The following is a 24,012-nucleotide window of genomic DNA, read 5'->3' as shown; positions in this document are numbered from 1 at the left end:
CTCGTCGAGCCTTGCTCTTCTGAGAGGCGCTCAAGCCGCCCTCTCAGACTCTCCAGGCAACCGTCTCCCCCTACAGCTCGAATCCCTACCGCACCTCAGAACCAACACCCACTTACCGCCGTCCATCATCATCCGCATCCACCCAGCTCACGCCACTACAAACCCCTCTCCTACCGCCTCTCATCCCTACTGCTACAACCTCTACTACATAACACACCTAGGCATTCTTAATTTGTCGGTGTCGCTTGCGCCGTCGATCACGTACTCTCGTGACCATGCTTCGCATCACGCCGATCTCCGGAGGAGAGGCAGGGCTCAACTACCTGCTCTCCGGATCGGGCTGCCAGGGCGAGCACCAGGCCGGCGTCGAGCCGGGCCTCGAAGGCCCGGAGGGCTACTACGCCAAGGGCACGGAGGCAGGCACTCCGGTTGCCGTCTGGATCGGCAACGGCACTTCCGAGTGGGGCGTCGAGCAGGGCGCGGACGCTACCGAGCGTGACATCCGGGCGATCTTCGGGAAGCACGCGCACCCCGAGGAGTACCGGCAGGCGATCGGTGCCGCGAAGGCGTACATCGACGAGAACGGCCTCACCGGCACCGCCGCCAAGAAGGTCATGGACGACGCCGAAGCGTCCGCCCGCCGGGGCCGGAAGCCGTACACGTACCGCACGGTCGAGGAGCGAATCGACGACCGCCTGGCGAAGGAGCCGCAGGCCGACCCGGAGCGTGTCGCGGAGATCCGGAGGGAGGAGCGGGACAAGGGCCAGAGCTCCCCCGCCATGTACTTCGATCACACTTACTCGGCTCAGAAGTCGGTCTCCACCTACCTCACCGCGCTGGAGGCAGCGGGCCGCCACGAGGACGCCGCCAAGGTGCGCGGTGCGATGAACGAGGGCATCGCCGCGGCGATGAAGGTCTTCCAGGAGGAGGCCGGCCTCGGCCGGATCGGGTACCACGGGAAGGCCAAGGGCGACCGGCCCAGCACCGGCAGGTACGTCGACTCCACCGGCTTCACCGCCGCGATCTTCACCCACGAAGTCTCGCGGGCCGGGGACCCTCAGCTACACGCGCATGTGGGGGTTCTCAACAAAATCAAGGTGCTCGACGAGGACGGGAACGAGCACTTCGTCACCCTCGATTCGCGGTCGGTGAAGAACGCCCGCGAGGCCGCGGCCGCCGTGTTCGAGCGCACGATGGAGCAGGCCATCGAGCGGGATCTCCCCGTGGTGTTCGAAATGCGCCCGGACGGGATGGCCCGCGAGATCAAGGGGTTCGACACCGAGCTGCTCGACGCCCTGTCGGAACGGTCGTACGAGATTGACGCCCGGTACGAGGAGCTGCACGAGCAGTACGTGCAGGACCACGGCCGCGAGCCCTCCGCGTACACGAAGACGCGGCTCAAGGAGATGGCCACGCTCGACACCCGCGACCCGAAGCGGAATGAGCACCAGTCCGCCGAGGCCCGCATCGGGCGCGCTACCCGGATCGCCGAGGGCAAGGTCGACGGGGGCCTGCTCGGTGCGCTGGAGCGAGCCGAGCGGGTCGGGTTCGACACGAGGATGGCCGAGGTCGACGCGCCCACGTTCGACCGCGAGGAGGTCATCCGGGAGTCGCTGGAGGCCCTGCAGACCAAGCGGTCGACGTGGGACCGCAGCGAGCTCATCCAGCAGATCAACACCACGCTCGGTGACAGCCTCTCGCGCGACGTGCCGCTCGCGCCGCTCGCCAACGAGCTGGCGACCGAGGCACTCAAGAGCGGCCAGTACGGCGTCGTGCAGACCGCCGGCCTGAGCATCATCGACGACGCGCCGTCGCGCATCCGGCAGAGCGACGGACGCTCGGTGTTCTCCCCGCGCGCCATGTCCAGCGAGAAGTTCTCTCTGGAGGAGCACCTCAGCGACGAGGCCCGTGTCGCGGCCCGTGCCCACCAGACCGGCGCCCCGTGCCTGGCCCCGCCCGTCCTCGACCAGGTGGTCAAGGAGTCTGGCGTCACCGCCGACCAGGCCGACGTCGTGCGCGGTGTCCTCGGCGACAGCCGCAAGGTCAGCGTGGTGGAGGGCCCCGCCGGCGCGGGCAAGTCCTACGCGACCGGCGTGGTCGCCGACGCCTGGCAGGAGCACACCGGAGGCCGTGTGATCGGCCTCGGCCCCTCCGCCGTCGCCGCCGAGGTCCTCGGCGAGGAAGGCATCGAGATCAGGGAGAACACCGCACGCTTCCTGATGTACTCCAAGGGGATGGGCGCCCAGGCCGAGCGGGAGAAGTTCCGTCTGCGGTCGGGCGACCTGGTGGTCCTCGACGAGGCCGGTATGGCGTCGACCAAGCACATCACCCAGATTTCCGAGCTGTGCGAGCAGGCCGGGGCCAAGCTCGTGCTGATCGGCGACCAGCAGCAGCTGCAGTCCCCCGAGGCCGGTGGCCTGCTGCGGTCCATGGTCGAGGAGGGCCCGCACTACTCCCTGTCGAACGTGCGACGGTTCCGTGAGCCGGACGGCACGGTGCGCGAGTGGGAGGCGAAGGCGTCCCTGGCCCTGCGCCGCGGTGACGTCCGGGCGCTCGAAGAGTACGAGCTGCAGGGACTCATCACGGGTGGCACGCTGGAACAGATGAAGGCGGACGTCATCCAGGCGTACGTCGCGGACACCGTCGCCAACCGCGAGTCCGTGGTCATGACCGCCACCAATGCCCGCGCCACCGAGGTGAGCAGGGAAATCCGCGCGGAGCTCGTGCGGCTCAAGAAGGTGGACGAGAACGGGCTCCGGCTCGTTGACGACAACCGCGCGGGCGTCGGGGATCTGATCCAGACCCGGGAGAACGACGCGAAGCTCAAGGACTCCGAGGGTCGGCTCGTGCTGAACCGCCGGGTCTACCGGGTGACCGGCATTGGCGAGGACGGGCAACTCACCGCCCGCCGGGTCGCTGGCCGCGACGACAACGGCACGGAGCGCCTGGCGGGTACCGTCACGCTTCCTGGCTCGTACGTGGAGAAGAACGTCGCCCTGGCGTACGCGGGCACGGTCAACGCCGTGCAGGGCCGAACGGTCGGCTACGGCGGGTACCTCCTGGTCGAGGAGGGGATGAGCCGCCAGCAGGTGTACCCGGGCCTCACCCGCGCCCAGCGGTATAACCGGGCGTTCGCCGCGTGCCGGGTCCCCGGCGACGAGCACCGTCTTCAGGGCCTTGACCAGGACGCCATGTCGATGCTGCAGACCGCCGTCGAGCGCGACGGGGGCGAGCTGGCCGCGCTGCAGGAGCTGCGGGAGAGCCAGGACTGGGCGGAGTCGATCCCGGCGCTGGAGCCGCGCTGGCGGGACTACGTCACCGAGCACGTCCGCAACCAGTACGAGCCGCAGCTGCGGCAGCTGCTGTCCGAGGACCAGTACAAGGAGATGCGCCAGCAGGACCCGAGCACCATCTACCGGGCCCTGCGCGAGGCCGAGCTGGCTGGCCACGACGGGCCGCGCGTCCTGCAGAACGCCATCACCTGCGCGTCAATGACGTCCCCCGAGCCGGAAAACGTCACCGCCCTGATCAACTGGCGGATCGATCGGGAGCTCAAGGACCGTGAGCCGGAGAACGCCCCGGCCGGGCACAACTGGAGCGACCGCACCCCCGACATGCCCGGATTCGAGGGCATGGTCGCCCACGAGCTGGCCGAGGCCATGGACGCCCGGCGCGACGTGCTGGGCGAGCGCCTGGCGGAGGAGCCCCCGGAGTGGGCGGTCCGCCACCTCGGCCCCGTGCCCGAGGACGTTCTCGAACGCGCCGAGTGGGCCCGCCGCGCGGGCACCGTCGAGGGATACCGCGAGCTCTACAGCATCGATGCCCCGAACACGGCGATCGGCCGTCTGCCCGCGAAGGGCGCCGTGGAGCAGCGCGCCGCGTGGGAGGCCGCGCATTCCGCCCTCGGCCGCACCGAGGACCAGGAGACCCTCGCGCGGACTGGCGACGCCGCCCTGCGCGAGATGGTCAACCGGTACGAGCGCGAGAAGTCGTGGGCCCCGGGCCACTTTGGGGAGGAGCTGTCCGAGGCCCGTCAGATGGTTCTGCGCTATGAGGAGAAGGCGATCCTGGCTCAGGCCGACGCCGACATGTGCGAGGACGCCGCCGAGCGCGCGGAGCTGGAGGCACAGGCCCGCGGCTACGAGGACCTGGTGGTCAACCTGTCCGGCCGGGTCGAGGTCATGGAGCAGATCGACGCGGCCCGTTCCGCCTGGTACGAGGAGACCGCGCCGGCGCGCGAGGCCGCCGAGGCCGCCCGCGATGAGCTGGACCGCCGTGGCGCCGACGATCAGGTCCAGCAGGACGCGCAGGCTGAGGATGTCGAGCAGCAGCGGGACCAGGAGGTCGACGAGGAGTTCGTTGCCGAGCCAGAGTACGACCTTGACCAAGCGCTGGAGCTGGACTGGGAGGTCGAGGGCGAGACCCTTGACCAGGCCCCGGATGTGCGTGAGGAGGCAGAGCTGGCTCCTGCCCTTGCCCACGAGGAGCAGGAGGAGCTCGACCAGGCGCTCGCCGCGTACGAGCAGAAGTACCGCGCGGCCGTCGAGGTCGAGGACGATGTCGCCCTTGACCAGGCGCCGGACGTCGACTGGGGCGACGTGCTCGGGTTCGAGGAGTCCGAGCCGGAGCTGGACGACGTCGCGCAGCAGCTGACCGAGGAGGACGAACAGCAGCGCGTCCAGAACGAGCTTGCCGCCGAGGCTGCCGCGTACCACGAGGACCGGCGGATCGAGGCCGAGCAGGCTGCGGCCGCCGAACAGGTCCCGGCCGTCGACTGGGGGGTCGAGGGCGCCACCTGGCAGGTCGAGGAGCGCGTCGACCAGGACTTCGAGCTGCAGCCGGAGGAAACCGAGCAGGTCACGGCCGAGGAAACGTATGTCGCCCGGCCGAACCCGGAGGTTGACGCCGCGCTCGCTGCGTACGAGCAGCAGCTGCGCGAGCAGACCGTCGCGGCCCGCGACGCCGAGCCGGAGTACGACCTCGACCAGGCCGCCCCGGAGATCAACTGGGAGGTCGAGGACGAGACGTTCGAGGCGCGTCCCGAGCAGGCCGAGGCCGTCGAGCAGGCCGTCGAGGAGGAGCTGCAGCCGGAGCAGGCGCCGGTGGTCGCCGGGCCCACGGTCGAGGACCAGCTGCGCGAGTACTACGAGCGCCAGTACGTCGAGGACTCCATCAAGGCTGAGAAGGCCCGCGCGGCCAGCGCCCCGGAGGCCGAGGCCGAGCAGGCTCCGAAGACTAAGCAGCTCCCTGTCCACCTGGCCGACCTGCAGGAGGACCTCGACAAGGCGCACGCCGCCCTCACCGAGATTGTCGACCGCATGGCCGAGAGTAACCGGGCTGCCGCCGAAGCCGACGACGCGGCCCGTGCCGAGCAGGCTGAGGTCAGCCGCAGCCGCGAGGCCGAGGCCGAGGCCGAGGCCGTACCACAGATCGAGCAGGACCAGGGCCCGACCATCAGCTACTGACACGGCCCGCCGTATCTCAACCAACCAGGAGATGATCCGATTTGAGCACCGCACAGGGGTGGACGCCGCCCACGTTACGGCCGCAGGACGAGCTCAAGGCCATGACTGCATACGTCACCGAGCACGGATACGGCGACGAGAGTAAGACATACGTCCGGGGCATTGTCACCGCGCTGAACTGGGCGACCGGTGAGAGCCCGGTGTCCCCGATCACCGGCACGCGCCTTGGCCGGCCGGTCGAAGGTACGGACGCCAGCAGTGAGCGCAGCCGGGCGTACGAGGCTCTGTACGCCAACAGCGACCCCGCCCTGTGGAAGGTCACCCGGGACAACGGCCAGGACTACACGCTCGCCGTCGAGCACACGCTCGCGTGGGCCGCAGGCGGGAATGAGGGTCTGGCCGTACCGGCTGACTGGCCATGGCCCCAAGACCGGTAGCAGGAAGGCCGTAGAGGCAGCACGAAGCCCCCGACGCGTACGGTGTCGGGGGCTTCGTCGTCCGTGGGGCTACGAGGCCGCCACAGGGCCGGGAGCGGGTGCCTCCCGGCGGTTCTGCAGCTCCCAGCTCAGGAAGCCGGACAGGATCTCGTCGTCGTCGATCGCACGCGGAGCAGTGGGCAGCTCCGGGTGGTTCTCCCAGGGGTCGTCTTGGTGGACACCGGCCTGGATGCATTTGCCCAGCGTGCTGATTAGGCGGCGCTTGACGCCGGGCGCGTACCGGTCGTGCCAGTCCCCCGCGCGGGACGGGGTGCCGTACGACGTGCGGTAAATCTTGATCCACTCCTGGCACAGCCAGCCCATCTCCCGTACGGCCTCCCGGTGCCGGTACCAGCACGGCGGGATGCGGTCGGCCTCGGCCGGGGAGCCGGGCACCGGGTTGTTGCCGGCGAACGCGCCCGACTTCCACCCGACCCAGCCGTACCCGTACTGCAGCTCGTAGCGGACCCACTTGATCAGGACATCCCAGGCTTCTCCGGCCTCCTCACGGTCCATGCCCTGGTTGAAGGACCAGTTCCAGACTGCGAGCTTCTCCTCGGCCGGTCCGGCCGCCAGGGCCTTGAGGTCCTCCCCGATCTGCTTGACCGTCTTGGACAGGGAGTCCAGGCCCAAGCGGATCGGGGCCAGGGCCTGCACCTGCTCCTGCAGGCCACTGGTCCGCTCCTCCAGGTGTTCGAGCGCGTCCTGCGCGTTCCCGAGCTGGGTGAGCGCAGTACGGACGTCGCCGTCGTTCTTGCCCAGGGCCTCGACGTCCTTCTCGACCTTGGCCAGGTCCTTGGCCAGGGCGAAGACCTGCCCGGCGAGGCCGCCGCCGATCTCCGCCATCAGCGGCTTCCCTTCGTCATCGAGACACCGGCGCCCGCACGCTGGCCAGGCACGTTGGCCTTGGACAGCCTCTTGACGTCGCGCCGCTTCCACAGCGGCTTGATGTGGGTGATGACCGGGCTGCACCCAGCGAAGATGACCAGGGACTGCCTTTTGCCCAGCCTGAAGATCTGTCCGGGCATGATGACCGGCTTCTCCTCCGTGACCGTCGAAATCGACCGCTCGCCGTTTCGCGTGGTGGTGGTTTTGCGCTTCCGCTGGTAGGTGCCGCACATGTCGCTGATGTCCTTGCGGACTTGGCTGTCTCCGATGCCGCGCAGGAAGATCCTCACGTTGGCGTCATCCCAGATGATCCGGCCGCGCTGCTCGCCCCAGACCTCGAACAGCTGGGCACGGGACTGGATGACGATGACCAGGGTGATTCCCCGGCCGCCGGAGTCCGGCATCCACTTGTCGACCGGCAGCGGGATCAGGTTGGCGATCTCGTCCAGGGCCCACAGGGTGGGCGGGTCCATCCGTCCGGTGCCGTTCTTGTTGCCAAGGTCGACCGTCACCGACCGCAGGTAGTCGGCGAACATCACGAACAGCGGGGCGACCGTCGAGCCCGGCTTGTCGTTGCCGATCATGTAGAGGGTGCCCTTGTTGAGCAGGAAGGTCTCGGCGTCGAAGTGCTCGCCGGGGCCCGGCAGGACCGTCTCGGCCACCCTGGGGTTAGCCATCCAGCCGAGCGCGGAGGATAGCGTGGTGAAGATGCCGTCACCTGTGCCCTGCACGACCGTCTGCCGCTGGACCAGGAGGTTCGCCCAGTCCTGCGAACCGGCCGTAAGCAGGATGTTCGCCGCCGTCTGGTCACCGCGGTTCTGCGACCACGAGTAGACGTCCACCATCGTCTTCCCGCCGAGGGCGGCCGCGTGCATGAAGCGCGCGAGAACCTCGCAGGCCGTCGACTTGAAGAACGCGTCCACGCCTGAGCCAGAGTCGGAGCCGCTGCGCGAGCCGTACAGCAGGTAGGCGGCCCGCTGGATGGCCACCTCGCGCACCTCACAGCCGCGGATCGGGTCCCAGCGGAAGGTGCTGAGCGGCGTCTCACCGGACAGGCCCAGCGGGTCCCAGACCCACACGGGACCGAGCTGCTTGCGCATGGCCTTAGTCGCCAGGTGATCGTGGACCTTGGACGACGTGTGTACGACCGCGCCGTCCCACCGGTAGATCATCGAGTTGAGGATGATGGACTTTCCCTGCCGCGACGGGGCCAGGATCACGTAGTTGTTCTCCGGGGTGCCCCAGATGCTGGTGGGCAGGCCGCCGGAGTGCAGGCGGCCCAGCGGCACGGCGTACGCCGTGGTGGGGACCTTCTTCTCCTGGCCCTGCAGACTGGGACGGGTCTGCCTGATCATCTCCCGGGCGTGCTTGGCGGACATCTCCTCGCGGATCTCCCGCTTGGAGGCGAAGCCCGGTTTGGGCGCGTATGCCTTCCAGACCGCGCCCAGGCCGCCGAGGGTTGCCATCGCAGCGACGCCGGCCACGATCCCGGCGGGGCCCGTGACGAAGTCGGCGAAGGTGTTCAAGTACTCGAAGATGGCCGGGTCCGTGTCGCTGCCCGGCAAGCCGGGCGTCGGCACAGAGGCCGCCATGGCCGTGGTCTGCGTGTGGATCATGCGGGGTTCCTCCGTTGTCTTGTCTCGTCCGCAGGGATCAGCACTGCCATCGCCCTAAGGGGGTGTCCGACTGGTCCGGCGACCCTGCGCGCACCGAGTGCGCGGGGCCGGACACCCTTCCGCGCGTTTATCGCTGGGCGCCGCTCGGCAGCGCGCGGTTCCCCTGCGTGAGGCGATCGGACGACCGCCGCGTTCGAAGTCTGCAAAGCCGGGCCTGTGGACAACTTCCGCGCACTGCTGACTGATGGGTCGTCATACTGGCTGGCGCTGGCCGTTGATCAGATGGGGCCGCTCGGCATCCTCGGCCCGCTCATGACCGTCCGCGCGGGGGTCGCTCGACTCCTGCCGCGCGGTGCGCGGTTCCGCGCGGCGGGAATCCGAGCGCGCGGTTTCGCCCTCATGTTGCCGCGCGCCGCCGTTGGCGATCATCGCGGCCCGGATCTTGCCGAAGTCGATCAACCAGTTGCGTGCGTTGCCCTCGGCGACGCCGTACACCGTTGCCAGTTCCTTGGCGGTCGGGAGCTCCAGGCCCTCCCGTACAGCCGCGATGTACTCCTCCCAACCGGCCTGCTTCTCCGGGCTCCGGAAGGCCGGCTCTGCCGCGAGCGCGGCTGCCTCGGCCTGGCCCCCGAGCCGGTCGGCCAGCTGCGGACGCAGGGACTCCAGCAGGGCCTGCGCCTCGGTGGCCTCGGTCAGCGAACGGGCAGCCGCCTCGACCGCCTCACGCTGGTTCTCCTCAGCCTGACGCCGCAGCTCAGAAGCCTGTTCGGCCGCTGTGGTGTGCTCGCGCACCGCTTCCTGCGCCTTGGTGAGAGCCGACTGCAGGCGCTGGACTTCTCCGGTCACCTGGCGGGCTTCCTCGGCCTTGGTACGGGTCGTGTCCTCGGCGGACTCCCGCTCGTTGATCAGTTCCTGCAGCTCGTCGCGGAGCGAGGTCACCGCAGCCGCCGCCTTGCTGTGCCGCTGGGTCTCGTCGGCGATCCGGTCCTGCACCTGGGCCAGTTCGTCGGCCGCCTTAGAGAGCTTCTTCTGCTCCTCCTCGGCCCGCTCAGCGAGGCGAGCGACATTCTGCGCGTCTTCGGTCATTTCGGATTCCGCGCGCTTCCGAGCAGCTTCCGCGCGCTCCCGAGCGTCCTCCGCGCGGGCCGCCTCGGCCTTGGCCGCCTCGGTCTCCTCTGCCGCCTTGGCGAGTGCCTTCTCGGCCTCCTTCCGCGCGGCTTCCGCAGCCTCCTTCTCCCGGGCTGCCGTGCGCGTCTCCTCTTCCGCGCGCTCCCGCGCAGCCTCGGCCTCGACCCGGACCGCTTCCGCGCGGTCAGCCTCTGCGTTCGCCTCTGCCGCGCGTTCGGCCGCCTCGATCCGCTTGGCCGCCGGCATGATGGCCACCCGCTCCATCAGGTCGGTGACCTTCCGAGAGTCGTTGAAGTCGACTGTGGCGACGTCGTCCACCTGACTCCAGCCGCCCAGGCCGCGCAGTACGGCGAGCGCCTGGTGGCTGTCCACGGCGAAGTCGGACCGGTCCATCGAACGGGTGGCCCTCTTGCGCGCCTTCTCCAGCTCCGCGACCGAGCGGGTCAGCTCCCGGCGCTTGAGCTCCCTTCCCTCCACCAGGAGGTTGGCCTTCTGCTCCAGGAGAGTGCGCAGACGAAACAGCCGGCGCCCGGCCTTCTTCGCCAGCGCTGCACGGATGAGCTGGCCGTTCTTACTGTTCGGATCGAGATCCAGGCCCGCGAACAGCGCGGCCCAGCCCTTCTCCCACAGCATCGACGCGAGCTTGACCGGCCCGGCCTTGTCCTCGGCGATGGCCTCGGTCCCGCGCATCCGGGAGCGGAGTTCGAGCTCGATGACCCAGGCCGCCGTCACCGGCATGATCGCGAGAAACGGCGCCGCCGTGCCGGACGGGGCATGAATCCAGTTCGCCGCCGCCGAGACGAGCACCAGCGCCCAGGCCGTGTTGTGCATGAGCCGCAGCTGCGGAGTCCACCCGACCTTTGGGTTCGCCCGGCGGTAAAGCAGGGTGAACAGGGTCAGCTCCGTGAGGTCGAACATCGCCAGGAAGCCGACCGCGAAGGGCTCTGGCAGCTTGGCCTGGTCGAGGGCGAAGCCCCACATGCCGTACAGGCTGACGCTCATGCCGCCCAGGGCCATCAGGATCAGCCGCAGGCCCAGGCCGTCCTCCTCGGGAACCTCGGTGCCCTCGGCCCTGGCCTTCTCCTGCGCGGCTTTGCGCGCCTTGCTGGTCCGCTCGGCCTTACGCCACAGCCCACGGCCGCTCTGGTAAAGGGCGGTGCCGAGCGCCAGGAGCAGAACACCAGCGGTGACGATGAGCACCCACGCGGGGGTGTCGGACAGTGCACGGTCAAGAGTCGACGACCAGTCAAATCCCTGACCAGTTCCCGCTGCCTGTGACCAGGACGGATGTACTCCGCCCGTAGTCTGGAACAGACGCATACGGACCTCCATATCTCTGCGTCTCGGCCTCGGCGGTCCCTACAACCGCTGGGGCCTCTTTCGTTGAATCGGTCAGGCTTTCCGCTTCTTCAGGTACTCGTCGAGCGCCTCGTCGAGAAGATCTTGCAGGTTCACGTCGTGTTCGGCCGCGTAGACCTTCATCCGCTTCCGTACCGAGGCGCGGACCCGCCCGCTGATGAGGACCTTGTCCTTCGTTTTCGGGTCCGTTTCTGCCTGCTCATCGGGCACTTCGCCTCTCCTCGGTGGTCGGTCCAGTAGGTCGAGCACCATCTTCCCCTCCTGTCAGTAGCCCGCCACGAGCATACAGATAACAAGCTACAAAGTCATCAAGCTAAATTGTTGACAACGTAGCTTCGGTGGGGCTTACTGGAATGGCGAGAGGGCCGGGGTTCCCGCCCCGACCCTCTCGGACCGGTCGGGGTTCCCGCCCCGACCGGTCACGGACACCCCTGCCGTTCTCACCGAGAGGGATCTCCAGTGCGCCATCTTCCCAGGACCACCCGCGTCCTGACCACACAGGTCAACGCCGACACGACCCCCGCGCCGGACGGGCGCCGGGTGCTGGTTGTGGGCCGGTTCGTCCGCCCCGCCTGCGACAACTGCCACGGATTCGAGTCCGTCAAGGTGACCATCGGCGGCGAGCTCGTCACCGTCGACTGCTCCACGTGCAACACCTTCTCCCCGACCGCCGATCGTGACGACGAGGACCTTCTCGTCACCCAGGGGCGTGCCGCGTGAGCCCCCAGGAGCAGGCCGCCGCCGACGCGCGGGACGCGCAGGTCAAGGCGGCCGAGGAGCGGACCCGGCGGGCGCTGGAGGACCTGCAGCGCCATGGTCAGGCTGGCGCCGCCGTCTCCAAGATCGGGGATCGGGGATGAGCCTGCCTGTACGCCCGACCGATCACGAGCGCAGCGGACGCGACGACGTCGTTTCGGTGCCCGCCGAGATGGCCCGTACGGCGCACGAGTTGCACCTCGACGGCTACAGCGACGCCGAGGTCAGCCGCGCGCTCGTCGACGACGAGTTGACGATCGAGCTGCTGATGCAGAGGCCGGAGGGTACCCGGTGAGGAATCCCCTGCACCCCCTGCTCGGCTGGTGGAGCCACACTCTTGGCGTCACCCTCGGCGCGGTCGGTGTCGTCGAGGACGTCGTCGCCACCGTCCGCAGTCACCGTCTGACCAAGGCCGACAACAAGCGGCTGGCCATCTCGGCGCGGAATGTCGCGCTGGCCGAGGCCCGCTGGGGCTGCACCCACAGCCCGACGTGCCCGCCGGCTGCCGCGCCGGACCGGATGAAGGCCGTCGAGGTCTGGGCCGACGACGCCTGTGTCTACCTGTGCAACGGGCTCGTGCTCGCAGCCAGGGAGACCTGGGCCCCCGACTCCCCCTCTGGCCTCTACACCCCGATGCCGGAGAAGGAGACGACGCTGTGACGAACGACGACCGTGTCCAGGCCACCGCCGTGATCGCCCTTCTCTCGGCCATCCTTGGCTCCCTGTGGGCCCTGCAGCGCGGGTTCGACCCCGAGGGAGTCGCCCTGGTCTCCGGGCTCGCCTACGGGGCCGCCCTGGCCTTCACGGGCCCGCTGCAGGCCCCGCTCGGCGAGTCGGTGGTGACCAGCACCAAGTACGCCGCATTCACCGCCGCGTTCGCCGTGTGGGTGCTCGCCGCCGGGGTGTACTCCGGGTGGCAGCTCCTGCGCGAACGCCGTACCTCGACCTCGAAGGGGGTGTTCGCGTGACGACGCTCGCCGACATCCTCGGCAGCGAGACCGAGGCCAACCGCTGGATGGAGAGCCGCGCCTGCGGACTCGTGCTCTGGCACCGCGTTGCCCCGCAGGACGCGTACCGGCTCGTCGAGGCCGCCGTCGAGGAGCACGACCCCGCGATCCTCGCGGAGCTGGGCCAGGTGTGGACGCGCAGGCCCGAGGCCGCCGAGTCCGGCCTCCCGGCCGTCCTGGCGACCGGGTCCGCAGTGCTCCCGCTGCCCACCCTGCACGCCTACCAGCTCGACTACTGGCACCGGCTGGACCAGCCGTGACACACCGCCAGCCGTTCTCCGAGTACATGGCCGGCGGCTGCCAGCTCCGCCTGTTCGACGAGGACACCGGGGCCGGGCCCGCCACCACGGCGGGCCCGGCCCCGGGCAACACCGACCCCACCACCGACACCGACACCGACACCGACGAGACGTCCCGGACGGAGCCCCAGCCGTGACACCCCCCGACCAACTCCCCGCCTGGTACAGCCAGCACCTCCCGGTCCTGACACCGCGACCCCAGCACACCGGGCTCACCCTGCTGATCACTTACTCCGGCAGGATCGTGCCGGTCATCACCACGTCGACCGCGCTGATTCTGGCGAGGATCTGGCACGAGCAGGGCGCCGCCAACAGCGTCAGTGGTATGGCGTTGATGATCGCCCTGTCCGCCGGATCCTTCGCGGCCGCGTGCGTCTCGGCCGCCCACCGCAACAGTGACGCCGTCACCACCGCCGTGGCCTTCACCGCGTCCGGGGCGTTCGCCGTCATCGGCCCCGCCGCCTACACCGAGTCGTGGGCCCTGTCGATGCTGCTCTGGCTCGTCGCCACGGTCCTGGTGTACGTCGTCTCCTCCCGGCACTGGCGGACCGCCCGCCAGCTGCGCGAGGCCCGCGACCACGAACTTGCGCTCGCCCGGCTCGACAGCGCCACCACCGTGGCAACCGCCGCCATCGACCGCGACGCCAAGGCGCAGACCCTGGCGTACGGACTCACGCTCGCCGCCGCCGTCGAGCACCGCGCACAGCTCGACCCGATCACGTACGACCCGGCCGCCCTCACCAAGGCCGGACTGCCCGAACTCCCGACAGGAGCACCACCAGCATGACCGATCAGGCTGCACGATTCGCCGCCGTCTACGCCCTTCTGCGGGCGGCCGGAGACGTCGCGGACCATTGGGTTCAGTCGGATTTCTGCGCCCAGGTCAAGGGTGCCACCGACGCCATGCCCGTCGAGTTCGTCCACGAGAAGACCGATGAGAAGACGGTCAACGGCACCGTCGAGGGACGCCGGGCGTGCGCCTGGCACGTCACCACTTATACCGCCACCCAGGCCGCCGTCGTCGTCATCGGCTCTGGCCGCCGCTGAGCTCACACAGAAGCGCCCGCCCCCCCGAAGCATCCGGGGGGGCGGGCGCTTCTGTGTGTCGAGGAGTCAGGAGCCGTCCTCGGAGGGCCCCTTCATGGCCGCCCGGATACGGTGCTCGGTCCGTGTGAGGTACTGCAGGAGATCCCGCAGCACGCCCTCCGCAGCCCCGGGATCGTGCTGCAGGGCCGCAGCGAGGAGTCCACCCCCTATGCCGTCGTACACCGACTGTTGGTCCTTGAGGAAGCCGTACAGCGCCTCGACCGAGCGGGTCCCGTCGTTCTCGACGATCTCCGCGTCCTCGATGCCGTCCTTCCCGGCGCTCCTCTTGCGCGCGGAGGGCACCGCCGGCGCCTCGGAGATGGTGAAGCCCCGCTCCTCAGCAGCCTTCCGCAGCGCGGCCGCCGTCCGCTTCTTGCCCGACGCCTCGACGTCCCCGACGATCAGCTCCGCCTTGGTCTTCCCGGCCTCGGCGGGGCCGAGCTCCGCCACCGGCTCCATCAGCGGAGCCAGCACCTTGGCCTGCGATGCGTTGAACGGTTTGTCAGAAATTTCTGACAGTGGGGCGACCGCCAGCAGCCGAGCCGCATCGTCCACCAGCTCGTAGACGTGCCCGCGTGACAGGTGCAGCCGGTTGTCCGCGTACGTCTCCAGCGAGGTGAACTCCGGATCTTCCTTGTACAGGTCCTCCTCGATGAGGAGCCGCAAGGCAACGCCCGTTTCCACCGTCCAGCGGAGCTTGGACCAGGCGACGCTCTTGGAGCGGGTGGCTTCCGCCTCCATCAGCGCCGCCTCGACCGCCTTCAACCGCTCCTTGCGATCGACCGGCAGCTCCGCCGGATCGAGCACCCGGGCGTTGTACGGACGCGGCTTGACCAGGTCGCTGGCGTACGACTCGTCGTCGTCATCGTCGGCGACGTCGAGCGCCGATCGGACCGTCCTCACGCTCACGCTGCCGCCTCCTTGCTGCCGAACAGGACCCCGGCGAGTTGGTCGAAGTCGCGGGCCGCCGAGTCCCTCGGCGCGTGGAGCCGGATCGGCTTCTCCTCCCCCACGGCCTCCTTGACCTTCACCGAGGGCCGCACGGGGGCAATCACGGCGTCAGGGAAGTCTGCCGCCAGCTGGATGGCAGTGGCCTTCATGACCGCCGAGCGTGCCCACTCCGTCAGGATCAGCGCCAGTACGGACAGCTTGGGGTTGTACGCCTGCTGAACCTTCTTGATGGTGTTGTAGACGTCGCCCACGCCAAGTACTTCCATCGGCCCGGCCTCGGTCGGGATGATCACCTCATCCGCCGCCGCGAGGGCCGCCACGGTGAGCGTGCCCAGCGTCGGGCCGCAGTCCAACAGGTTCAGGTCGATGCCGAGAGAGCTGGACTGGATGCCCCGGGAGATGGCCAGCTCCCGGCCCACCAGGTCCGCGTCCTTCTCCACACCCGCGAGCTTCGCTCCGGCCGGGACGACGTACAGGCCCTTGAAGCGCGTCGGGTAGGTGGCTTCGTCCAGGGTGCACGCGCCGTGGAAGACGTGCGTCAGGCTGCGCCGGCGCTTGGGCTCCAGGCCCTCCGGATAGACCGGCTTCAACCAGGCCGACAGGCCCGCCTTCTGCGGGTCAACCCCGATCACCCGGACCACCCAGCCCCGAGCCGCCCCAGCCGCGCCGAGCTCCGCGACGCTGGTCGTCTTCCCGACGCCACCCTTCTGGTTGGCCACCGCGATCGTTCGCGTGGTAGTTCCGGGCTGAACCGCCTGGAACGAGGCCGGCACCCGCAGCGACGCCCGCCACTTGGTCCACTCGATGGGTTCCTCCCAGCTGGGCACCGTAGGCAGATGCCAGGAGTAGCCCCTCAGCAGCGGGATGGGTACGGGCTCGGCTTGTGTGATTGACATAGCCCGCACGGTAGCGGGCACACACGCACGCGCGGCCCGTCTCCAGCAGGAGCGGGCCGCGCGTTGTAGGGGGCAGGGAATCAACCTGCAGGTGGGAGCGCACGCCGGGCGCGAGGCCGCCGAGCAGGAGGACCGCCCGAACGGGTATACGTACCGGTCGACGCGTCGTCCCGCTCGACCGTCACGGCCGGCGCCCCGGCGAGCTGCACGTTCAGGACGACGCGGAGCCCGCCGCCGCGGTGCGAGAGCCGGGTCGGTTCGCTCGCCTGCAGGGCCGTGCACGCGTCCAGCAGCGGCAGCAGCACCGCCAGGACGTCCTCCCCGCGGTCTTTATCGTCGGTCATCAGGCGTAGCTGCACCATCAGTTCACCCCTTCGCTCATGGCGCCGGCCCCGGCGGCCGCCGTCGCGTACTCGTGCGCGTAGTCGCGTCCCATGGACCGGAGGCAGTCGAGGACCGCACGGCAGTCCCCCGCCGCCCTGTGGCCGCCGTTGAGCGGTTGCCAGCGGTTGTTGCCGTGGTACTCCGACCAGTCGCCCACCCAGTCTGAGTACGGGGTCATGACGTCCTCGAACGTCATGGCGTCGAGCCAGGCCGCCGCCTGCTCCCGGGCCCAGGACAGCGACCGCTCCCGTACATCCTCCGGCACGGTGCCCGTGCTCACCGTCTCCTCGGCCGCCTCCCGTGCGGCGCGGTCGAGGTAGTGGAGCGTCAGCTCGTGGCGCAGCCTGGCCACGTCGTACCACTTGTTGTAGATCAGGCACCGCTTGCCGTCGAGCAGTCCGGTGAGCTGCACGAGCACGTCCGAGAACGTCCGCGCCCCGGAGAGCGCCTCGGTCGTGATCCCGTGAATCGCCGCCGCATCGTCCGGCACGGGCACGCCCGGGTCCAGGAGCGTGTCGAGGAGGACCTCCCCGCGCGAGTTCAGCACGGCCAGCTCGACGATCCGCGCGTCTTCGTCGAGTCCCGTCGTTTCGGTGTCGAGCACCAGGATGTCGGAGTCGACGAGCGCGGCCGCGGCCCACCGCTTGCGCTCGTCGGCAGCCCGCGCCTCGGCCTCCCGCCGCTCCTGTGCCTCCCGCTCGTACCGGGCCTGGTTCTCCGCCTGGCGCCGCTCCTGCTCCGCGTCGTACGCCGTCTTGCACGGCGGGCACCGCCGCGACCAGTCGGGCCACCACATCGAATCCGGGAGGTCCGTGCGCTCCGGACGGAGCAGCCAGTCGTGCTCCTTGAGGTAGGCCCGCGCCGCCTTCTTGGACCCGCGCCTCTTCGTGCAGCCGTCGCCGGCGCACACCGTCACCTCGACGAGCCACGCCTCGACCCGCGTCCGCTTCTTCTCCAGCTGCTCCTGTCGGCACCCCGCGCACCGGCGATGTTCCTTCGGGTACGGCCGCTCCCGAACCGTGCTGCAGCCCGCACACGTCCGCGCCAGCAGCCGCTGCCGCTCCTTCTCCGCCCGCTCCCGGCAGGCCGAGCAGGGCCCGCGCAGGATCGCCTTGCGGACCTTCCCGCACTCCGGACAGGTGCGCCGCGCCAGCATCTTGGCCTTGGTGGCCGAGGGCAGCGGCCGCATCTTCTCCGCGGCCGCCGGGTCGTGCAGCGGCACGTCTCCGTAGTCGCGGGTACGGACGTACGCCAGCGGTGCCGCCTCCTGCTCCTCGGTCACGTTCAGCCGGTCCGCGAGCAGTTGGGTCTTCGTCCGCAGATACGGCGGCGCCTGCCCCCAGCCGTAGACGGGGACGCCGGCGGTGTGGTCCAAGGGCTTGCCCTTGGCGACCCGGGCCGGGTCCGCCTCGGTCCGGCTGGACGGGATCTGCTCCGTCGCCGTGGTGGTGCTCACTCATGCCTCCCGAAAAGAGCGTCGAGGGAATTGAAACCGTAGCAGTAATAAACCCCATTCCGCTACCGTTCAAACATTTCAGCCAAACGAGGGAACGGCGAAATTTGGCCGCTATTACTACGCGCGTGCGAATGCGCTTATCTAAATGGAGATCCATTATTTAGAGTGCGCCGCGATCACTCGTCTGCCGTAGCGGGTCCGTACCTTGCCAGGGCCTCCCGGACGATCCTCGGCACCGGGTAGAGCCGCTCCGCCAGCTCGTTGCGCTCACGCTTCTGCCCCTCGGTCAGGACGAGGCCGGCGCCGACCAGGCCGCGCGCTTCGAGCTCCCGCATCGGTGCTTCCGACACCCGCCACGCAGCGGTGCGCAGCCTTGTGACCAGCGCGGTAGGCAGGCTGTAGTTGCGCTGAGCCATGGAGATCCCGAGGCTTGCCCCCGGCCAGCGGCCCGAGAGGGCGAGCTGCTCGACCTCGGCCACGGTCAGCGGTGCCCACGGGCCGGCCAGGTCCGGCTCGTCGAGGCGCTGCTCGACTGCCTGGGCGACGACCGTCTCCAGGCTGGGCCACTCCGTGGGCCGCATCCGGGCCACGATGATCCGCGCCTGTTTCCTGGTATTCCCCTGGTTTACCAGCGCGTTTATCGTCGCCATTGCTTCTAGCGTCTGCTGCTTTTTCATCAGGTCAAATTGGCCCGCCTGGTAGGCGTAGATCATCACCGTGATCGGAGTCTTGTCCATAGGGCTAGCTTAATGGAGATCCATTGATCAGCTTCGCGATGCCCGATTTTTCCCCTGGCTCGGCCTGGTTGTACGGCGCACGGGGTCGGTAGCTCCTCGGCCCCTCGGCACGAGTGGCCCCACCAAGGCGCACCCCTACGCAGGCGACCCGCGCCTGCCCCTTGTCGCGGACGCTCTCACCGCATCTGCGGCCACCCCGCGAACCCGTCTCGCCGAGGCCCTGGCCGACCAGCACGGCGGATCCGTCCGGACCTGGGAACGCCTGCTCACCCAGGCGGCCCGCTCCCCCGCCCCGTAGAGCCCGAACGAGAGCGCGGAAGGGGCCCGGCCGCACCGGCCGGGCCCCTTCCGCGTGTTCGCGTGCGGTCAGTGCCAGCGCTTGTTGGTGTCGTTGATGGCGAGTTCGGAGGGGGTGAGGTCGACGTGCATGGTGATGCCGGGCCGGCCGCCGACCTTGATCAGGAAGTTTCCTCGGCCGGGAGGGTCGACGGTGTTGTCCGTGGTGTCCCAGCCGGGTGGGGTGGACCATTCGGTCAGCCGCTGCTGTTCGATGCGGGAGAGGTCGACGACTTTCTGGAGCCGGGGCATTTCGTCGCGGGGCAGGCCCGCGCAGATGACCATTCCGGCCCGTTCGACGAATCCTGCGGCTTTGAGCCGGTCTTCTTCGGCGGGCAGGGCGAGGAGGTCGCGCATGGAGTGCGTGATCATGGCCATGCCGACGCCGCGTGTTCGGTTGACGCGGGTGAGGACGTCGACGCGCTCGACAAGGCCGCTGGAGGCGCGCAGGACGCGCCATAGTTCGTCCAGGACGAGGAAGTAGCGGCGTTCGGGCTCCAGTCCGGCATCGGACAGGGCGTGTGAGGCGGCCACGGCGCCGAAGCCGTACGACCAGCAGGAGAGCAGGGCAGCCGCCTGCAGCATCACCTCGGAGTCGTCGATCGAGGAGACGTCGAAGCAGACGGGGGCGTCGCGGCGCATGGGTTCGCTGGTGGGGTGGGCGAAGGTATCGCCGAGCCGTCCGCGTCCCAGGAGGCCGGCGAGGGAGGACTCCAGGCGCTCGGTGATGTCGCGGTAGCGGGTGATGTCGCCGCGGTCGAGGGCCGCCGCCCGTACGGTCTCGGGTGCGTCCTTGATGACTTGGAGGAGGTCGCCGAGGACGGGGACGCCGTCGTGCCGGTCGTCGAGGACGTCGAGCGCGGCGGCGAGCAGTGACTCCTCCCGGTCGGTGGGGGGTTCGCGGCGCAGGATGGTGATCAGGGCGGAGACCATGTGGAGGCGCCGTCCGTGGGCGTCGGCGAGCAGGGCCCGTCGTGCGTCGCCGGTCAGCCGGGCCGCGACCGCCGTGGTCTCGCCCGGATCCAGGATGTTGAGGTAGCCCCGGCCGCGGCCCAGGGTGATGACCTGCCCGCCGAGCGCGCGGATCAGGTCGACGTAGTCGGGTTTCAGGTCCCCGAAAATCAAGGGGTGGACGCCGTATCCGGCGAGGCCGAGCGCCATCCGGCGGATGATTGTGGATTTGCCGAGTCCGGGCTGGCCGAGGACGAACGCGCTCGGGTTGGAGATCAGTCCGGCCCGCTGGAACCACGAGATGGGGTCGCAGCAGACCGTTGCTCCGGAGTGGAGGTCACGGCCGAGCGGCACGCCCTTGGCGGGGGTGCCGCTGCCCGCGCCGTACGGCCACAGGCCGCAGACCTGCACGGTGGTGCCGCGCCATTCGGGGGCGGGGTCGAGGTGGGGCTGGGCTCCGCCGCCGGGGCCCGGCCATCCCCGGGGCCCGGGGCGGCGGCGCGGTGTGGTGCTGCGTGCCATGGGGTGGACCTCTTACATGTTGTCGCGGATGGCGGTGGGCACGACCAGGTGGAGGGGCAGTACGAGGCCGATGGGCAGGCCGGCGGCGAACGCGGATGCCTGGGATCCCCGGACCAGGCGGAGCCGGATCCGGGCCGGCGCGGCGAGGTTGTCGACCGCGGCTTGTGCGCGGGGCAGGTCTGCGGCGGAGGTGACCGTCGCGGTGACGACGAGGCCGAACCGCACGACGCCCGCGCCGGACGCCTCTTCGTTGGCGGTCTGCTCAGCAGCTTGGAGTGCGGCGTGGTCCCGGGCTTTGCCCACGGGGCCGGACTGGGCCCTGAAGATCGCGTCGCGCCGGTCGCGCTCGACGATCCGCGCGGCGGAGGCCGGGTCGTGCGGCCGGTAGAGGAGGGTGACCCGCTTGCGGGCGATGTCGGCGTGGGGGACGAGGAGACCGGTGAGCGCCGAGGAGAGGATTTCTCCGCGCGGCGCCTCGCTCATGGCCCAGGTGACCGACCAGGCACTGTCGTGCCAGTAGTGCTCGCGGGTCTCCTCGGCAGCCTGAGGGCCCGCGTCGTCCCACGTCAGACCACTGCCACCGGCGGCGCGTGCTTCTTCGACGAGGGTGGCGACCGCCGGGTCGTAGGCGATCCGTACGGCCTCGGCCAGTTCGGTGGCCGTCAGCGGGCGCGCGGTGCCGGCGCCGGTCATGGACAGTCCGGAGGTCAGGCCGGGCAGCCGGGTGCCGAGGTCCACGGCCATCTCCTCGGCCGTACGGCGTGCGTGGCCGGGGCGGGGGGCGCCGGAGTAGGTCAGCGCGATGCGGGTGGAGATCTGCGCGGAGCTGGCGGGGTAGGTCTCCAGGACCTCCTGCAGCATCGTGCGCGCCAGCTCCGGCGCGTCCGCGGCGAGGTTGCTGCTCACCTCGTGCTGGAGACGCAGCCCGCTGTCCGGGGCCGTCTCGACCGTGACGCTCGCGCCGATCAGCGCCGGTTCGGTCGACAGGCCGGCCAGCCACTGCCCCCAGTACGCCACCCAGACGTCGATCTGGTCCTGGTCGACGAGCGCGGCGCCGTCCGCGTCGCAGGACAGCACGACGACGTGATGCCCCGAGGACGGATAGCTCAGCAGTCCGAAGGGCCGGCCGTAGCTGTCCTGTGCCTCGGTCAGGGTGGAGGAGGCGGCGAGGCCGGGAAGGGTGCAGGTGCCGTGTCCGGTGCGGCCCAGCGGGCCCGAGCGGTAGAGGGTCGAGCCGCGCTGGGAGTTGCGCCGCCAGGCGATACGGCCTGCCATCCGTACGAGCAGGCTGCGGCCGTGCTGGTCGCGGACGGCCAGGGGCGCCAGGACCAGCGTCAGAACGATGGCCAGGACGAGCGCTAGGACCACGGACATGAGCATCGCCAGGACGACGACCACGAGCCCGGCGATCATGATCACAGTGGGGGCGAGACCGAGCTGGCCGACCCCGGCGGTCGCCGGTTTCCGCCAGTTGCCGTACGTGCGGACCGGGGTGGGGTCACTTGCTGCCACGGGGACCATTCCAGGGTCGAGGGGGCGAGGAGGGGCGCGGGGCGGAACCGCCCGATCCCTTCGGGGGTGTGGGGGCGCCTGTCCCGGAGGCGGGGGCCGCCGGGCGGGGGACGGCCCCGCTGGATCCGCCGGTGCCGGAGCCGCCGGTCGAGGGGCGAGCGCCGGATGCGGGAGCGGAGGCCGGCGGGGTGCCGCCGGTCGAACCGCCGCCGGAGGGTCCGGCGCCGGACGTGCCGCCGCCCGGCGCCGGAGTGCTCCCGCCGGTGGTGCCGCCGGAGGGCGCGGCACCACCAGTGGTACCTCCGCCGGAGGGGTTCCCGCTGGTTGGGGGAGTCCCGCCGGGGGTGCCGCCTCCACCGGGGGTGCCGCCGCCCGCGGTCTTGCCGCCGGAGGGCCCGCCGGCTCCCTTGGCCGCCGCTCCGCCCGCCGCCGCGCGCCCGGCCAGCGCGGCGCCGCCGGTCTTGATCGCGAGGGCGCCCGTGGCGACCTTGGCCGCCATCCCGGCGGCGCTGCCCCCGGCGCCGCCGCCGAGGCCGCCCTGCTCCATGACCGGGGTGACCACCCGCATGAGGGCCGGGAGCGTGAACGCGGCCAGGATCAGCAGCGAGACGCCGTACAACTGGTTGATCAGGCGCTTGTCGTCGTTGGTGGAGAACTGGGAGAACGCCGTGGCGTAGATGATGGCGGCGGCCGGCTTGTAGGCGACGAACGCCAGGAGCCAGCCGACGGATTTGTTCCACCAGGCCCGTCCCTGCTCGGTGGTGGAGGCCGCGGCCGCCAGGGGCAGGGTGCCGACGAGTACGAAGAGCATGGACTGACGGAAGATCACGGAGAAGAGCTGGACGACGCCGCTGACCAGGAGCAGGACCGCGAGCAGCAGGGACACGGCGAGCTGGTTGACGTCGTTGAGGGCCGTCATGTCGAGGAGCTTGTCGGAGAACGCCTTGATGCACTCCTTGGACGCGGAGCCGTTGGTGTTGGGGCAGTTCAGGGAGCGGTTGACGATCCAGACCGCGAACTGGTCGCCCGCCTTGGTCAGCAGGTTGATGACGGCGACGGCCGCCGAGGTGGCGACCACCAGCCGTACGATGCCCGCCACGGCGTCCCGTCCGGGGTCGGCTCTCCGCGTCCAGGCCATCCGTCCCGCCGCTATCAGCAGGGACAGCACGGCCAGCCACTGCGTGATCGCCAGCGTCGAGCCGAAGAGGAACGCGATCGTGCCGGTGGACTGACTGAGGGTGGGACTGTCGGCGCCGAGCCAGCCGAGCGCCAGCTCCTTGACCATCCAGACCGCGCCTTCCTGGAAGGAGTGGACGATCTCCTCCCAGGCCGAGGCCGCCGCTTCCGCGACCTGCTCCTTCGCCGCGTCCTTCGCCTGGCACGCGATGGGAGTACCGAACCCCGGCAGATCCTCCAGATTGTCGTCCCAGAAGTCGCACCAGCCCATGTCAGAGACCGCCCCACACGACGTAGCCCTCAAGACTCGTGACCGTCTTCTGGGGCGGGGTGACGGACGGGATCTCGTACTGCCAGTCGCCGTCCGCCCAGCGCAACGTCACGGTGGAGACCTGCATGACGCCCTGATCGAAACGGCTGACCATCTGCAGTACGGCCGTCTCCGGGGTGTAGGTGACGAACTGGTACCCGGCGAACTGGCCCAGCTCCCCGGGCACCGGGGCGACCGGCTCAGCCGTCTCCTCGTACGCGCCGCGCGTCTCCAGCAGCAGTTCCTTGCCGTCGCCGTACGTCTGCTCCTCGACCACCTTCTTCCAGTCGTCGGCGAAGGCGTAGCGGGTGCCGATCTGCGCCGCCGCGATCAGCGCGCCGGTGGGCGAGTGCGCGTAGCAGCGGGCGATGTCGCCCTCGACCACGGCGGGGCCTGAGTCTTTCGACGTGGGGACCGCCACGGTGCTGACCAGGTCCCAGTCGGCAGCCGGTGCCGTACGCGGAATGTCCTGGGAGGCCGTCAGGCCGGGGCAGCCGGGCCCCTGCCCGGAGGCCGGAGGCCCGCCGGCCGACGATGTCGGAGCGGCCGTCTTGCCGTCGTCCGGGCTGCCGGTCGTCATGAGGACGACGCCGCCGGCCACGACGACGACGGCGAGGAAGAGGGCGCTGGCCTGCCACCGGCGCGAGGCCCACGGGCTGGTCCGGCGGTCGTCCTCGGGGGGAAGTTCGCTGGCCATCATC

24 protein-coding genes are annotated in these 24,012 nt (G+C 70.1%); 11 read left to right on the top strand and 13 right to left on the bottom strand.

Annotation, left to right across the window (positions count from 1 at the left end; translation table 11 throughout):
- The first annotated feature begins 275 nt into the window (after positions 1-275).
- Complete coding sequence (gene mobF, locus ACIO3P_RS38285) at positions 276-5,465, top strand: MobF family relaxase (protein ID WP_401855928.1); 5,190 nt, start codon at positions 276-278, stop codon at positions 5,463-5,465.
- Positions 5,466-5,506: 41 nt separating this feature from the next.
- Entirely contained in the window at positions 5,507-5,902 is a 396-nt protein-coding gene (locus ACIO3P_RS38280; RefSeq protein WP_401855926.1) for a hypothetical protein, read from the top strand.
- 69 nt (positions 5,903-5,971) lie between these two features.
- Here ACIO3P_RS38280 and ACIO3P_RS38275 read toward each other — a convergent pair whose 3' ends face one another.
- From ACIO3P_RS38275 to ACIO3P_RS38260, 4 genes are all read right to left on the bottom strand, one after another.
- Positions 5,972-6,787, bottom strand: coding sequence for a hypothetical protein (locus ACIO3P_RS38275; RefSeq protein ID WP_401855923.1), 816 nt, complete (start codon positions 6,785-6,787; stop codon positions 5,972-5,974).
- Positions 6,787-8,445, bottom strand: coding sequence for a type IV secretory system conjugative DNA transfer family protein (locus ACIO3P_RS38270; protein WP_401855921.1), 1,659 nt, complete (start codon positions 8,443-8,445; stop codon positions 6,787-6,789). The genes ACIO3P_RS38275 and ACIO3P_RS38270 overlap by 1 nt, the downstream gene beginning before the upstream one ends.
- 252 nt (positions 8,446-8,697) lie before the next feature.
- Positions 8,698-10,773 (bottom strand): hypothetical protein, encoded by a 2,076-nt coding sequence (locus tag ACIO3P_RS38265; RefSeq protein WP_401855919.1) that lies wholly within the window; start codon positions 10,771-10,773, stop codon positions 8,698-8,700.
- A gap of 192 nt (positions 10,774-10,965) precedes the next feature.
- Positions 10,966-11,184: a ribbon-helix-helix domain-containing protein gene (locus tag ACIO3P_RS38260; RefSeq protein WP_401855917.1), complete on the bottom strand. Its 219-nt coding sequence runs from the start codon at positions 11,182-11,184 to the stop codon at positions 10,966-10,968.
- Between the two features lie 207 nt (positions 11,185-11,391).
- Between ACIO3P_RS38260 and ACIO3P_RS38255 the strand changes: the two genes are divergently transcribed.
- Genes ACIO3P_RS38255 through ACIO3P_RS38215 form a run of 9 tightly spaced genes read left to right on the top strand, consistent with a single transcriptional unit; the run spans position 11,392 to position 14,041 of the window.
- The gene (locus ACIO3P_RS38255; protein WP_401855914.1) at positions 11,392-11,652 is read left to right on the top strand and encodes a hypothetical protein; all 261 of its coding nucleotides are present in this window, start codon (positions 11,392-11,394) and stop codon (positions 11,650-11,652) included.
- A complete protein-coding gene (locus ACIO3P_RS38250; protein WP_401855912.1) occupies positions 11,649-11,792 on the top strand; it encodes a hypothetical protein in 144 nt (47 codons plus the stop codon). Before ACIO3P_RS38255 ends, ACIO3P_RS38250 begins: the two co-directional genes overlap by 4 nt.
- Positions 11,789-11,983: a hypothetical protein gene (locus tag ACIO3P_RS38245; RefSeq protein WP_401855909.1), complete on the top strand. Its 195-nt coding sequence runs from the start codon at positions 11,789-11,791 to the stop codon at positions 11,981-11,983. The genes ACIO3P_RS38250 and ACIO3P_RS38245 overlap by 4 nt, the downstream gene beginning before the upstream one ends.
- Positions 11,980-12,348 (top strand): hypothetical protein, encoded by a 369-nt coding sequence (locus tag ACIO3P_RS38240; protein ID WP_401855907.1) that lies wholly within the window; start codon positions 11,980-11,982, stop codon positions 12,346-12,348. The genes ACIO3P_RS38245 and ACIO3P_RS38240 overlap by 4 nt, the downstream gene beginning before the upstream one ends.
- Positions 12,345-12,656 (top strand): hypothetical protein, encoded by a 312-nt coding sequence (locus ACIO3P_RS38235; protein WP_401855905.1) that lies wholly within the window; start codon positions 12,345-12,347, stop codon positions 12,654-12,656. The genes ACIO3P_RS38240 and ACIO3P_RS38235 overlap by 4 nt, the downstream gene beginning before the upstream one ends.
- Positions 12,653-12,955: a hypothetical protein gene (locus ACIO3P_RS38230; protein ID WP_401855903.1), complete on the top strand. Its 303-nt coding sequence runs from the start codon at positions 12,653-12,655 to the stop codon at positions 12,953-12,955. The genes ACIO3P_RS38235 and ACIO3P_RS38230 overlap by 4 nt, the downstream gene beginning before the upstream one ends.
- The gene (locus ACIO3P_RS38225; RefSeq protein ID WP_401855901.1) at positions 12,952-13,131 is read left to right on the top strand and encodes a hypothetical protein; all 180 of its coding nucleotides are present in this window, start codon (positions 12,952-12,954) and stop codon (positions 13,129-13,131) included. Before ACIO3P_RS38230 ends, ACIO3P_RS38225 begins: the two co-directional genes overlap by 4 nt.
- A complete protein-coding gene (locus ACIO3P_RS38220) occupies positions 13,128-13,781 on the top strand; it encodes a hypothetical protein (protein ID WP_401855900.1) in 654 nt (217 codons plus the stop codon). Before ACIO3P_RS38225 ends, ACIO3P_RS38220 begins: the two co-directional genes overlap by 4 nt.
- Positions 13,778-14,041, top strand: coding sequence for a hypothetical protein (locus ACIO3P_RS38215; protein ID WP_401855897.1), 264 nt, complete (start codon positions 13,778-13,780; stop codon positions 14,039-14,041). The genes ACIO3P_RS38220 and ACIO3P_RS38215 overlap by 4 nt, the downstream gene beginning before the upstream one ends.
- A 66-nt stretch (positions 14,042-14,107) precedes the next feature.
- On the opposite strand, the gene ACIO3P_RS38210 is transcribed toward ACIO3P_RS38215, so the two are convergent.
- The 9 genes from ACIO3P_RS38210 to ACIO3P_RS38170 form a co-directional block, all read right to left on the bottom strand.
- Positions 14,108-14,989, bottom strand: coding sequence for a hypothetical protein (locus tag ACIO3P_RS38210; RefSeq protein ID WP_401855894.1), 882 nt, complete (start codon positions 14,987-14,989; stop codon positions 14,108-14,110).
- Positions 14,986-15,927 (bottom strand): ParA family protein, encoded by a 942-nt coding sequence (locus tag ACIO3P_RS38205; protein WP_401855892.1) that lies wholly within the window; start codon positions 15,925-15,927, stop codon positions 14,986-14,988. Before ACIO3P_RS38205 ends, ACIO3P_RS38210 begins: the two co-directional genes overlap by 4 nt.
- Before the next feature lie 80 nt (positions 15,928-16,007).
- Positions 16,008-16,271, bottom strand: coding sequence for a hypothetical protein (locus ACIO3P_RS38200; protein WP_401855890.1), 264 nt, complete (start codon positions 16,269-16,271; stop codon positions 16,008-16,010).
- A gap of 17 nt (positions 16,272-16,288) precedes the next feature.
- Positions 16,289-17,767, bottom strand: a complete 1,479-nt coding sequence (locus tag ACIO3P_RS38195; RefSeq protein ID WP_401855887.1) for an exonuclease domain-containing protein — start codon at positions 17,765-17,767, stop codon at positions 16,289-16,291.
- A gap of 176 nt (positions 17,768-17,943) precedes the next feature.
- A complete protein-coding gene (locus tag ACIO3P_RS38190) occupies positions 17,944-18,504 on the bottom strand; it encodes a hypothetical protein (protein ID WP_401855885.1) in 561 nt (186 codons plus the stop codon).
- A gap of 366 nt (positions 18,505-18,870) precedes the next feature.
- On the bottom strand, positions 18,871-20,313 hold the full coding sequence (locus ACIO3P_RS38185; protein ID WP_401855883.1) for an ATP/GTP-binding protein: 1,443 nt from the start codon (positions 20,311-20,313) through the stop codon (positions 18,871-18,873).
- Positions 20,314-20,325: 12 nt separating this feature from the next.
- Complete coding sequence (locus ACIO3P_RS38180; RefSeq protein WP_401855881.1) at positions 20,326-21,825, bottom strand: SCO6880 family protein; 1,500 nt, start codon at positions 21,823-21,825, stop codon at positions 20,326-20,328.
- Positions 21,812-23,272, bottom strand: a complete 1,461-nt coding sequence (locus tag ACIO3P_RS38175; RefSeq protein ID WP_401855878.1) for a hypothetical protein — start codon at positions 23,270-23,272, stop codon at positions 21,812-21,814. The genes ACIO3P_RS38180 and ACIO3P_RS38175 overlap by 14 nt, the downstream gene beginning before the upstream one ends.
- 1 nt (position 23,273) lies before the next feature.
- A complete protein-coding gene (locus ACIO3P_RS38170; protein ID WP_401855875.1) occupies positions 23,274-24,008 on the bottom strand; it encodes a hypothetical protein in 735 nt (244 codons plus the stop codon).
- Positions 24,009-24,012: the final 4 nt, after the last annotated feature.

This window comes from Streptomyces sp. NPDC087310 (genome assembly GCF_044744405.1).
Lineage (GTDB): Bacteria > Actinomycetota > Actinomycetes > Streptomycetales > Streptomycetaceae > Streptomyces.
Note: the sequence above shows the minus strand (reverse complement) of the source record. Positions and strands in the feature narration are given on the sequence as shown.

Excerpts from the sequence above, each read along its gene's own strand:
- ACIO3P_RS38170 (WP_401855875.1), bottom strand. The coding sequence starts at position 24,008 with ATGGCCAGCGAACTTCCCCCCGAGGACGACCGCCGGACCAGCCCGTGG.
- mobF (WP_401855928.1), top strand. The coding sequence starts at position 276 with ATGCTTCGCATCACGCCGATCTCCGGAGGAGAGGCAGGGCTCAACTAC.
- ACIO3P_RS38200 (WP_401855890.1), bottom strand. The coding sequence starts at position 16,271 with ATGACCGACGATAAAGACCGCGGGGAGGACGTCCTGGCGGTGCTGCTG.
- ACIO3P_RS38270 (WP_401855921.1), bottom strand. The coding sequence starts at position 8,445 with ATGATCCACACGCAGACCACGGCCATGGCGGCCTCTGTGCCGACGCCC.
- ACIO3P_RS38215 (WP_401855897.1), top strand. The coding sequence starts at position 13,778 with ATGACCGATCAGGCTGCACGATTCGCCGCCGTCTACGCCCTTCTGCGG.
- ACIO3P_RS38275 (WP_401855923.1), bottom strand. The coding sequence starts at position 6,787 with ATGGCGGAGATCGGCGGCGGCCTCGCCGGGCAGGTCTTCGCCCTGGCC.
- ACIO3P_RS38175 (WP_401855878.1), bottom strand. The coding sequence starts at position 23,272 with ATGGGCTGGTGCGACTTCTGGGACGACAATCTGGAGGATCTGCCGGGG.
- ACIO3P_RS38245 (WP_401855909.1), top strand. The coding sequence starts at position 11,789 with ATGAGCCTGCCTGTACGCCCGACCGATCACGAGCGCAGCGGACGCGAC.
- ACIO3P_RS38185 (WP_401855883.1), bottom strand. The coding sequence starts at position 20,313 with ATGGCACGCAGCACCACACCGCGCCGCCGCCCCGGGCCCCGGGGATGG.
- ACIO3P_RS38260 (WP_401855917.1), bottom strand. The coding sequence starts at position 11,184 with ATGGTGCTCGACCTACTGGACCGACCACCGAGGAGAGGCGAAGTGCCC.
- ACIO3P_RS38205 (WP_401855892.1), bottom strand. The coding sequence starts at position 15,927 with ATGTCAATCACACAAGCCGAGCCCGTACCCATCCCGCTGCTGAGGGGC.
- ACIO3P_RS38190 (WP_401855885.1), bottom strand. The coding sequence starts at position 18,504 with ATGGACAAGACTCCGATCACGGTGATGATCTACGCCTACCAGGCGGGC.